This is a genomic window from Mycobacterium innocens (genome assembly GCF_900566055.1).
Classification (GTDB): Bacteria; Actinomycetota; Actinomycetes; order Mycobacteriales; family Mycobacteriaceae; genus Mycobacterium; species Mycobacterium innocens.
Genome location: NZ_UPHQ01000227.1, coordinates 1 through 10,508 on the forward strand (window position 1 = coordinate 1; position 10,508 = coordinate 10,508).

Annotated in this window: 9 protein-coding genes and 1 pseudogene; 5 read left to right on the forward strand and 5 right to left on the reverse strand. The window is 65.5% G+C overall.

Translation table 11 applies throughout. The annotated features are described in order from the left end of the window. Positions 1-502, forward strand: a 502-nt coding sequence (locus EET03_RS22060) for an HNH endonuclease signature motif containing protein (RefSeq protein WP_136625746.1), incomplete at its 5' end; no start/stop codon positions are given. 91 nt (positions 503-593) lie between these two features. Here EET03_RS22060 and EET03_RS22065 read toward each other — a convergent pair. Then, positions 594-896 (reverse strand): hypothetical protein, encoded by a 303-nt coding sequence (locus tag EET03_RS22065; RefSeq protein ID WP_122508827.1) that lies wholly within the window; start codon positions 894-896, stop codon positions 594-596. 1 nt (position 897) lies between these two features. Here EET03_RS22065 and EET03_RS22070 point away from each other — a divergent pair, with 1 nt between their 5' ends. Beyond that, positions 898-1,098 carry a hypothetical protein gene (locus tag EET03_RS22070; protein WP_122508828.1) on the forward strand — a complete coding sequence of 67 codons (201 nt, stop codon included), beginning with the start codon at positions 898-900 and terminating at the stop codon, positions 1,096-1,098. Here EET03_RS22070 and EET03_RS22075 read toward each other — a convergent pair. From EET03_RS22075 to EET03_RS22085, 4 genes and pseudogenes are all read right to left on the reverse strand, one after another. Beyond that, the gene (locus tag EET03_RS22075) at positions 1,072-2,190 is read right to left on the reverse strand and encodes a PE-PPE domain-containing protein (RefSeq protein WP_244232483.1); all 1,119 of its coding nucleotides are present in this window, start codon (positions 2,188-2,190) and stop codon (positions 1,072-1,074) included. The two genes, EET03_RS22070 and EET03_RS22075, sit on opposite strands and share 27 nt — an antisense overlap. Positions 2,191-2,269: 79 nt before the next feature. Beyond that, positions 2,270-2,365: pseudogene (locus tag EET03_RS31870) on the reverse strand (PE family protein); the annotation flags it as partial. A 199-nt stretch (positions 2,366-2,564) separates the two neighbouring features. Next, the gene (locus tag EET03_RS22080) at positions 2,565-4,496 is read right to left on the reverse strand and encodes a fumarylacetoacetate hydrolase family protein (RefSeq protein ID WP_075541624.1); all 1,932 of its coding nucleotides are present in this window, start codon (positions 4,494-4,496) and stop codon (positions 2,565-2,567) included. Beyond that, a complete protein-coding gene (locus EET03_RS22085) occupies positions 4,493-6,808 on the reverse strand; it encodes an ATP-dependent DNA ligase (RefSeq protein WP_075541623.1) in 2,316 nt (771 codons plus the stop codon). The genes EET03_RS22080 and EET03_RS22085 overlap by 4 nt, the downstream gene beginning before the upstream one ends. Positions 6,809-7,187: 379 nt before the next feature. On the opposite strand from EET03_RS22085, the gene ku reads away from it, so the two are divergent. From ku to EET03_RS22100, 3 genes are all read left to right on the forward strand, one after another. Next, positions 7,188-8,093 carry a non-homologous end joining protein Ku gene (gene ku / locus EET03_RS22090; protein WP_063472355.1) on the forward strand — a complete coding sequence of 302 codons (906 nt, stop codon included), beginning with the start codon at positions 7,188-7,190 and terminating at the stop codon, positions 8,091-8,093. A gap of 53 nt (positions 8,094-8,146) precedes the next feature. Further along, a complete protein-coding gene (gene pstS, locus EET03_RS22095) occupies positions 8,147-9,274 on the forward strand; it encodes a phosphate ABC transporter substrate-binding protein PstS (RefSeq protein ID WP_063472354.1) in 1,128 nt (375 codons plus the stop codon). 269 nt (positions 9,275-9,543) lie between these two features. Next, the coding region (locus EET03_RS22100) for a serine/threonine-protein kinase (RefSeq protein ID WP_136625747.1) at positions 9,544-10,508 on the forward strand (965 nt) is incomplete at its 3' end.

A 10,508-nucleotide genomic window follows, 5' to 3' on the forward strand; every position in this document is an offset into this window, starting at 1 on the left:
CAGCATCATCGTGTCCACCACCCTCAAGGATCTGCAAGCCGCCGCCGGCACCGCACTGACCGGCGGCGGCACCACCTTGCCGATGTCGGATGTGATCCGCCTGGCCCGCCACGCCCACCACTATTTGTCCATCTTCGATCAGGGTAAGGCGTTGGCGCTGTATCACAGCAAGCGGCTGGCCTCACCCGGACAGCGAATTGTCTTGTACGCCAAGGAGCGTGGCTGCTCAGCCCCCGGCTGCGACGTCAAAGGCTACTACTGTGAAGTCCACCATGTGATTCCCTACGCCGAGTCGCCCACCACCGACATCAACCAACTCACCTTCGCCTGCGGACCCCACCACAAACTGGCCGACCGAGGCTGGACCACCCGCAAAAACACCCACGGCGACACCGAATGGCTCCCCCCAACCCACCAAGATCGCGGCCAACCCCGCACCAACACCATGCACCACCCCGAAAAACTGCTCCGCGACGGCGACGACGACGACGAAACGGAGTAGCTCCGTCAACCCGGGGCTGACCGATTCGGCAGAACGCAAGAATCACATCCAATTGTGTTCGCCGCCAACATGATCGCGCGCCGTCAGCAGGTCATAGCGGAGTGGGTGGCGGGTGCCAGGTTCCGGTGAGGACCAGGAATTCATAACCTGCCAGCAGCGTCACCAGTCCCGCGGTAGCGGCGATCGGCATACCAATCGCATTGACCAGCCCCTCGACGGGGGCGCCGTTGGCCATCTGGAGGATCCCGTTCAAAAACAGGTTGAGGTCGTAGGACGGCACCGAGGTCAGCAGGGCGGTCCCAATCCCCACTGTCGGCTGCACGGTCGCGTAAGCATCCGTCACCGCGTTCGTAAACGCGTTGGTGACATCGGTATTCGCCGCTTGCAGGGCCATGATGAAATTGTCGATCGGCGAGCCCGACGATATCGCGGTGGGTGAGGAACTGAGCGTCGACAACGGATTCGAGGACAGTGCCCCGGAGACGTCCGACAGTGACAACCCGGATAGCGACCGCCCATGCCTGGGTTGCCAGGGCGCTCAGATCGCCGCCGGCGGCACTGATTCCCTGCTATGTTCCGGTGACCAGAGCGGCTAGGACGGTCTGCGGGTCGACCGGGGGAACCAGCCCGAACGGGGTGGGTACATCGGCCGGTCCGGTCGAGTAGCCATGGGCCGGATCGCCGTAGCCCAGGTTAACCAGCACCCGCAGATCCGGCTCGACCAAATCCGCAATCGTATTGCCCAGCAACGGGATCTGCCGCACCGGCTGCAGCAGCGGCAGATGCGGGACAGTGATCATGGAGTAGGTGGTGTTGCCGGTGTAACCCGGAGACGTCGCCAACTGAACCAGGTTGTAGCCGGGGGGAAGCGCCGACGGGTCGAGGAATGGATACAGGCCATGCACGTAGTAGAGGCCCGCAAAGGCATTGAGGTCGGAGATGATATTGATCGGGTACTGCGGCCAGTCGGCGATGCCGTCGTATTCCAGGGTGTAAATGTGTGTCGGCCAGACCGTGTTCGACGGCGTCGCGCCGTAGAACGTCTGACCCAGGCTCGGCAGGCTCAGACCCACGAAACGCTCAAGGAGGCCGCCGTTGGGATTCATCGGGTTACCCAGCAGCACGAAGCCGAGTTCAGTTGCGGTCGGCGGGGTAGCCATGTTTGCGAGCTCCTGCATTTCCAGCGAGGCAATGATGGCGCCCTGCGAAATGCCCTGAACCACGACGGGGGTTCCGCCCGGCTGGATCAGCCCATGCTGGCCCACACCGTTCCCCAGCAGCGTGTCGTGCAGAATTGAAACGCCCTGGGCGACAGACTCGTCCAGGGTCAACACGGTGGTGCCGGTCAGCGGATACAACCCCGCTGGAGTCCACAGCGCCAGCGCGTTGGCCAGATTGCCACTGGGGAAGTTCGGCAGCACATAGTTCTTGAAAACGATCGTCATGTAGTCCGCGCTGGGTACCGGAATGCCGCTGCCGGAGATGAACGCCGAGACGCAGTTGCTGGGGAACACGAACGGAGGCGTAGCCGCGGCCGTCGCAGTCGCCGCGCCGGTGCCACCCACCGCGCCGGTGCCGGTCACACCGGCCAGCGCGCCCGCGGCCGCGGCCTCGGTCTGCGCGTAGGCGTCGGCGGCGGTCGCCAAGGCCCGGGCGAACGCGCCGTGGAAGGCCGCTGCCTGCCGCATGACCGCCTGATACGCCTGATACGCCTGATACGTATCCGTTGAACAGCGTCGCGGTGGCCGCTGACACCTCATCGGCCGCTGCGGCCAGCACACCGGTTATCCGGCTCGCCGCTGCCGCATTGGCTCCGTTGGTCACCGAAGCCAATTCCGTCACATCCGCGGCCACCGCAGCCATCGTCCGCGGGTGCGTGAGCACGTACGTAATCGGCTCATCCCTCCCACGCTCGCGTCCTGCCACCTCGAATCGGTGCGGTCGAAACCGATGTCATCGCACCACCGCGACAGCGTAGAGCGAGGCAGCGCGATCTGTCCGGAATTTGCGTCGTGTCAGGCGTGCTGCTCCCACGTCATCGGGGAGGCCCCGGTCATCCACGCTAACCCCGGTTCGCCAACCACTCGGCTTGCATGGTCAGCAGCCGCGGCAACTCCTGCCGCGGCGTGGTCGGGTCGAGCTCGCGGTAACGCTGATAGATATTGACGACGACCCGTTCGGAGTCCAGCCAGGTCGCGTACTCGCCGAGGTCGATGGTGTCGACGGCCTCGGCGAATGACGACCCCTTGCGGTAGGCGGCTTCGGCTTGTTCGGCGACGTGCACCAGATAGCCACGGACGGCCCGGATCCCGTCGCAGTCGGTAACCGGGCCGTGACCAGGCACCACGACGGACGGCTGCAGCGCGATCATGGCGTCACAAGCCGCGATCCAGTTAGCGATCGGGCCGGCCCAGACGATCGGCGTGCAGCCGATGAACAGCAAGTCCCCGGCGAAGAGCACACCGGCGTCGGGCACGTGCACCACCGAGTCGGCAGCGGTGTGGGCGGGTCCGAGGTTCAGCAGTTCCACCCGCCTGCCGCCGACATCGATGGTCCACTGACGGTCGAAGGTCTGGTCGGCGTTGCGGACCGTGATGCCGCTGAAGTCGAAGTGTCCGAAGCGGTCTCGCGCATACTCGGTGGCGATCGCGCCCAGGTCGGCGGTTTGCAGCCGGGCCAGCATGTCCGGGTGCATGCCATGCGCGATCTCCTCGGCCGTGCCGGTGGCGGCGATGATCCGGACCGAGCGATCCAACAGTTGGTTGCCGTGGGTGTGGTCGCCGTTGGAGTGGGTGATCAGCGCGTCGGTGATGGGTGCACGATCGGTGATCGGTTTCATCGCGTCCAGCATCTCGCGGGTCAGTGCCAGGTCGAACAGCGTGTCCACCAACAACGATGCGCCCTCGCCGGCGACCAGCCCGGCGTTGCTCCAGCCGTACCCGCCGTCCGGCAGCGTCCACGCCCACACCCGGTCGGCGACCTCGTGCAGCCCCCGGGTGTAGGCCACCCGCGCCGGCGCCGGGTTGATACGGGTGCGCGGCGGCGGCGCGTTGGGGTTGCGCCGGGGTGTCAATGCATGCGGCGCCGCGCTGGCCCGCACGGTCTGGCGCGTTTCGCCGAGTCCCTCGACGCGCAGCGTCACCACGTCGCCGTCGTGCAGCCAGCCCGGGAACGACTCAAGGTTGCCCAGGTGCTCCACCAGCGTGCAGGTGGGCACCGTGCCGGAGCCGAACACGTCACCGGGTCGCAGCATCACCCCGCGGGAGGCGTAGGAGATCACCTCGCCGAACGTCCAGTCCATCGCCGCGGTCGAGCCGGAGCCGATCACGGTGTCGTTGACCAACGCGGCGACCTGCAGGCTCAGCCTGCCGTCGCGGCGGTAGGGCTCCAGCTCGTCCGGGGTGACCAGATATGGGCCCAGGGTGACTCCGCTGTCTTTGCCCTTGGCCTGTCCGATCCGCAGCTGGCCCTCCAGCATTTGCAGGTCGCGAGCCGACCAGTCGTTGAAAATCGTGTACCCGACGATCGACTGTTCGGCCTGCTCGACCGTCAGGTCCTTGCCGCCGGCTCCGATCACCGCGGCGATTTCCAATTCGAAGTCCTGCCAGGCACTTCCGGGCGCCGTCGGCGCGTCGTCGTAGGGACCCAAAACCGTTGCCGGACAGGCGAAGTAAAACGCCGGGATCCGATACCAGGTGTCGACGAGCACTCGGCCGCCGCCCATGGCCTCCTGGCAGTTGCGCATATGGTCCAGGAAGCACAGCGAGTCCCGGATCGACGGCGGGCGCGGGATGGGCGCCGCCAGCGACACGTCGTCGAGACCGACGACCGCGGCCGGTGCCCGCAACGCGGCCTCGCCGGCCTCGCGCAGCCCGTCGCCGCCACCGCCGAGCAGGTCGAGCAGCGCCGCTCCCGGCGGCAGCGCGTAGATCTTGTCGCCGGACAGCACGCCGGCCCGTTCGCCGTCCTCGCTCCGGTAGGTCACCCACTTCATTCCCGCACCACCTCACTCGGGTCCTTGTCCGGGCGCAGCCCGCGCCAACTCGTTTGCCGCAGCCGATCGTCGGGGGTCCATTCGCTGTAGCGCACTTCACCGACCAGGGTCGGCTTGACGAACGTGACGCCCTTGGCCTCACGCGCCGGAAGCGAAGCGCCGAAAGGGTTTTTGTTGGTGTGCAACGGCGCCAGCGTCTTTTTCAGGTTGTCCAGGTCGCGTTGGGTGAAACCCGTTCCGACTCGCCCGGCGAAATGCAGCCCGGACGGACCGGGAATGCCCATCAGCAGCGAGCCGATGCCGCTGCTGCGGCCGCCCTCCCCGGCCCGCCAGCCGCCGATGACGACTTCCTGGGTGTTCCAGTGCTTGTCCTTGATCCATGCCGCCGAACGCCGGCCCGGCTGATAACCGGAATCACGCCGCTTGGCGATCACCCCCTCCCAGCCGCGCTTGCGGGAGTATTCCATGGCCTCGGCTCCATCGCCGGGCAGTAGCTCCGGAACGATGAGATTGCCTGCGGCGCCCAGGGTTTCCAGCAGCTTGCGCCGGTCCTGGTATTTGGCCCGCAGCAGTGCGCGGCCGTCGAGGTAGAGCAGGTCGAATGCCCAGAACTCGATGCGGGTGGCCCGGACCCGGTTCTGCATTTCGTTGAAGCTGGGCACGCCGGCAGAGTCGAGCGCGACCACCTCGCCGTCGAGCACCACCTGGTGATCAGCGAGATCGGCTGCCAGTGAACGCAATTGCGGGTATTCCCCGGTGACGTCCCGGCCGCTGCGGGAGCGCAGCCGAACGGCGCCGTGGTCGGCTTCCACGAGTAACCGGTAGCCGTCCCACTTGCCCTCGAAGGCCCACTGACCCGCCTTCAGACGCGCGACCGAACCGTGGGTGGTGAGCATCGGAGCGAGACTGTCGAAGTCGAAGACCTGCTGGTCTTTCATGCGGTGCGCCAGCCACTGGTCACCGTCGGTTTGAATCAGCGCATACCGCCCGGAGATCCGATTGCCGTGCAGGTTGACGATCACTTCCCCTTTTTCGGCCGCTTTTTCGGGCCCGTTTTCGGCCCCTTTTTCGGCCCCGTCGCGGAACTTTTCGATGTCGTAGCTGCCGGAGTCCCAGATGATCACCTTGCCGGCGCCGTACTCCCCCTTCGGGATGGTGCCCTGAAATGTCGCATATTCCAGCGGATGATCTTCGGTTCGCACCGCGAGATGGTTCACCGAGGTGGTTTCCGGCAGGTTCTTCGGCACCGCCCACGACACCAGCACGCCGTCGCGTTCCAGCCGGAAGTCGTAGTGCAGCCGGCGGGCGTGGTGCTCTTGGATGACAAAGGTATTACCTTGGCCGACAACCGGTTTGGACCGGGGAACCGGCTCCGGGGTCTTCGACGCGTCGCGCATGCTGCGGTACTCGGTCAGCCGGTCCACGCCGGGCAGGTCGGCATCCAACGGCGCGAGCAGATCACCGTCGCGAGCCAACCGGGCCAGCACCTCGTCGTAGCGCAGCTGGCGCAGCCCGGGGTCGTCGAGTTCGTCCCAGGTGCGGGGCGCCGCGACCGTCGGCTGGTCGCGGCCGCGCAGCGAGTACGGCGCGATGGTGGTCTTGGACCCGTTGTTCTGGCTCCAGTCCAGAAACACCTTGCCCGCCCGCAGGCTCTTGGTCATGGTCGCGGTGACCAGCGTGGGCATCGCCTTCTCCAGCTGTTGCGCAACGCGTTTGGCCAGCACCGTGGCGCCTCTGCTGCTCACCGGCTGATCCAGCGGTGCGTACAGATGCAGGCCCTTGCTGCCGCTGGTCAGCGGGAAGGTGGTCAGCCCGATAGCGGTGATCAGGTCCCGGACCGCATGTGCGACCTCGGCCAGCAGGGCCATCGTTACGCCCTCGCCCGGGTCCAGGTCGAACACCAATCGGGTAGCCGGGCCGGGTTTCAGCTCTTGCGCGCCGCGTCGCGTCCATTCGGCGACGAACCGCCACTGCGGCACGTGCACCTCGAGCGCCGCCTGCTGAGCTATCCAGGCCAGCCCCGTCACGCTGTCGATGATCGGATAGGTCGTGGTTCCGGACCGGTGCACGACGCTTGCCCGCGGCAGCCAGTCCGGCGCTGAGGATGCCAGCTGCTTCTCGAAGAACGAAGGCTGGTCGACTCCGTTGGGCCAGCGTTTGCGGGTCGCCGGACGCCCGGCGATATGCGGCACCATCACCTCGGCGATGCGGGTGTAGTAGTCGAAGACGTCGCGCTTGGTGGTCCCGGTCGCCGGATAGAGCACCTTGTCCGCGTTGGTCAGCGTCACCCGCTGCTCCCTCGCCGAACCCATACCCTCAACGTAACCTGTCGACATGGCGCGCGGTCTGGCGATCGGCCAAGCCTCGTCGACATCGTCGATGGCCCAGTGCCGGCGAGCACGTCGGCGAACGTCCCGGTCGGATAAAGCTGGGCCGCGTGGGCGACGGCCGGGGATCGCTGCTCGACAGGTTGTGGGAGCGGGGCTTGCTGGGCGCCGACCGGCGTGCCCGGCTGCGCCCTATCAGCGTCTGCGAACTAGAGTCGCCGGCTTAGCTTTTCAGCAGACGGGCGAAAGTTCGAGTGGGGTCTGCGAAATTACCGGCTCGACGCAAGCCGGCGGGGATCGCGCCGTGCGCTAAGCCGCCGTGGCGTCGCTGTTAACCGCCTCGCGTTGTGGGCATACTGACTCCATGCGCTCCATCTGGAAGGGTTCGATCGCCTTCGGCCTGGTGAACGTGCCGGTCAAGGTGTACAGCGCCACCGAAGACCATGACATCAAGTTTCACCAGGTCCACGCCAAGGACAACGGACGCATCCGCTACAAGCGGGTGTGCGAGGTGTGCGGCGAAGTGGTCGAATACGGCGACCTGGCTCGGGCCTACGAATCCGACGACGGCCAGATGGTGATCATCACCGACGACGACATCGCCACGTTGCCCGAGGAACGCAGCCGCGAGATCGAGGTCCTCGAATTCGTCCCGGCCAGCGAAGTGGATCCCATGCTGTATGACCGTAGCTACTTCCTGGAGCCCGACACCAAATCATCCAAATCCTATGTGCTGCTGGCTAAGACGCTTGCAGAGACAGACCGGATGGCGATCGTGCATTTCACCCTGCGCAACAAGACCCGGCTGGCGGCGTTGCGGGTCAAGGATTTCGGCAAGCGCGACGTCATGGTCGTGCATACGTTGTTGTGGCCGGACGAGATTCGCGACCCCGACTTCCCGGTACTGGACAAGAAGGTCGACGTCAAACCGGCGGAGCTCAAGATGGCCGGCCAGGTGGTGGAGTCGATGGCCGAAGACTTCAACCCGGACCGCTATCGCGATACCTACCAGGAGCAACTGCGGGAACTGATAGACGCCAAACTCGAAGGCGGGGAAGCATTTACCGCCGAAGAGCAACCGACCGAACTGGACGAGACCGAAGACGTCTCCGATCTGCTCGCCAAACTGGAAGCCAGCGTCAAGGCGCGCTCGGGCGAAAAGGAACCACCGGCAACGAAAGCCGCCAAAACGAAAGCCGCCAAGAAGACGCCGGCGAAGAAGGCACCGGCCAAGAAGAAGGCCCCCGCGAAGCAAGCGTCCAAGTCCTGACCCGGGTGGGCGCTGTTGGCCTATGCTCGTCGTGCTGCCGAGAGGAGTATTCCGTGAAGTTCCCCCGATCTGGACGAACTCGAGCCGCGCTGAGCCTGCTACTGGTCAGCACTCTGGTCTTGACAGCCTGCGGCGGTCATTCCGGTAACACGTCGTCGTCGACCGGATCCAGCACCCCCAGCGTCCCGGTGGACTGTGGCGGCAAGAAGAAGCTCCTGGCGGCGGGTTCGACAGCACAAAAGAACGCGATCGAACAGTTCGTGTATGCCTACATTCATGCCTGCCCCGGCCACACGCTGGACTACAACGCGAATGGCTCGGGCGCCGGCATGAAGCTCTTCCTGGGCAACCAGACCGATCTGGCGGGCTCCGATTCCCCGATGGATCCGGCGAAAGGCGAGCCTGACAAAGCCGCGGCACGCTGCGGGTCGGAAGCGTGGGATCTGCCGGTGGTGTTCGGCCCGATCGCGGTCACCTACAACATCAACGGCGTCAGCACGCTCAAATTGGACGGCCCCACCTTGGCGAGGATCTTCAACGGCGCCATCAGCAGATGGGACGATCCGGCGATCACCGCCCTCAACTCGGGTACCAGCCTGCCATCGACACCCATCCACGTCGTCTTCCGCAGCGACCAGTCCGGCACCACCGACAACTTCCAGAAATACCTCGACGCCGCTTCCAACGGCGCGTGGGGCAAAGGCACCGGCCAAACATTCAACGGAGGTGTCGGCGAAGGCGCCGCGGGCAATGACGGCACGTCTCAGGCGCTGAAGCGAACCGACGGCTCGATCACCTACAACGAGTGGTCCTACGCGGTGGGCCATCAACTGAACATGGCTCAGATCATCACCTCGGCCGGCCCGGATCCGGTGACGATCACCGCCGAGACCGTCGGCAAGACCATCGCCGGGGCCACGTTCAAGGGTCAGGGCAACGACTTGGTGGTGGACACGTCCTCGTTCTATCGGCCCACCAAGACCGGCGCCTACCCGATCGTGCTGGTGACTTACGAGATCGTCTGCTCGAAATATCCCGACGCGCCCACCGGTGCCGCGGTAAAAGCGTTTATGCAGGCCACAATTGGCGACGGCCAGATCGGTTTGGACGAGTACGGGTATATTCCGCTGCCGAGTTCGTTCCAATCGAAATTGATCCCGGTGGTCAACTCCATCTCATGATCGGCCGTCACCCGTGGCGGGAGATTGCGGCGCCGGTCCAGCCAGGCGGAATCATGCTGATCACGGCACGAATCGCCAAGTGTCGCAACGGTCTCGGCCGGCAATCGGTTGCCGCCGTGGTAATCCAACCCGAAGTTTATCCTGAGCCGCGGGTCGGAAATCGCTGAGAGTAAGCCCGGTTTTGTTGTGTCCCCGGTCTTTGAGGATTTACCGTGTGTTAACCAACGGTGTCCGGTGGATCGGCGGGCTGGACGAAGGGAGCGTCGACGGTGAGCGAGACCGAGCCGGGTTCGCGGGTTGGGTCGCGCTTCGGGCATTACCAGTTGTTGCGGCTGATCGGTCGCGGCGGCATGGGCGAGGTTTACCAGGCCGAGGACACCCGCAAGCACCGGATCGTGGCGTTGAAGCTGATTTCGACGCAGTACTCGGAGAACCCGGTGTTTCGCGCGCGGATGCAGCGCGAGGCCGACACCGCGGGACGGCTGACGGAACCGCACATCGTGCCGATCCACGACTACGGCGAGATCGACGGTCAGTTCTATGTGGAGATGCGGCTCATCGACGGAGTATCCCTGCGTACGTTGCTCACCCAGTACGGTCCGCTCGCCCCGGCGCGGGCAGTGGCCATCGTGCGTCAGGTCGCCGCCGCACTCGACGCGGCGCATACCAGCGGGGTCACTCACCGCGACGTCAAGCCCGAGAACATCCTGGTCGCTCCCAACGACTTCGCCTATCTGGTTGATTTCGGCATCGCGCGTGCCGCCCACGACCCGGGGCTGACCCAGAGGGGGATGGCCGTGGGGACCTACAACTACATGGCCCCGGAACGATTCACCGCCGACGACATCACCTACCGCGCCGACATCTACGCGCTGGCCTGCGTTTTGGGCGAATGCCTGACCGGGGCGCCCCCCTATCAGACTGACAGCGTCGAACGGTTGATCGCCGCACATCTCATGGAGCCGCCGCCACGGCCCAGCGTGCTACGACCCGGCAGAGTTCCGCCGGCCCTGGACGAGGTGATCGCCAAGGGCATGGCGAAGAATCCCCAGGAGCGCTACATGAGCGCGGGGGACCTGGCGATCGCCGCGCACGATGCGCTCACCATGCCCGAGCAGCGCCAGGAAGCCACCATCCTGGAGCGGGGCGACAACGCGACGCTGATCGCCAATGCGGGTTTCGGCGCCGCCTGGACCAACTACACCGGCGCGGGTCCCCAGCCCCAACCCCATCC

Excerpts from the sequence above, each read along its gene's own strand:
- EET03_RS22075 (WP_244232483.1), bottom strand. The coding sequence starts at position 2,190 with ATGCGGCAGGCAGCGGCCTTCCACGGCGCGTTCGCCCGGGCCTTGGCG.
- EET03_RS22085 (WP_075541623.1), bottom strand. The coding sequence starts at position 6,808 with ATGGGTTCGGCGAGGGAGCAGCGGGTGACGCTGACCAACGCGGACAAG.
- EET03_RS22070 (WP_122508828.1), top strand. The coding sequence starts at position 898 with ATGAAATTGTCGATCGGCGAGCCCGACGATATCGCGGTGGGTGAGGAA.
- EET03_RS22065 (WP_122508827.1), bottom strand. The coding sequence starts at position 896 with ATGGCCCTGCAAGCGGCGAATACCGATGTCACCAACGCGTTTACGAAC.
- ku (WP_063472355.1), top strand. The coding sequence starts at position 7,188 with ATGCGCTCCATCTGGAAGGGTTCGATCGCCTTCGGCCTGGTGAACGTG.
- EET03_RS22080 (WP_075541624.1), bottom strand. The coding sequence starts at position 4,496 with ATGAAGTGGGTGACCTACCGGAGCGAGGACGGCGAACGGGCCGGCGTG.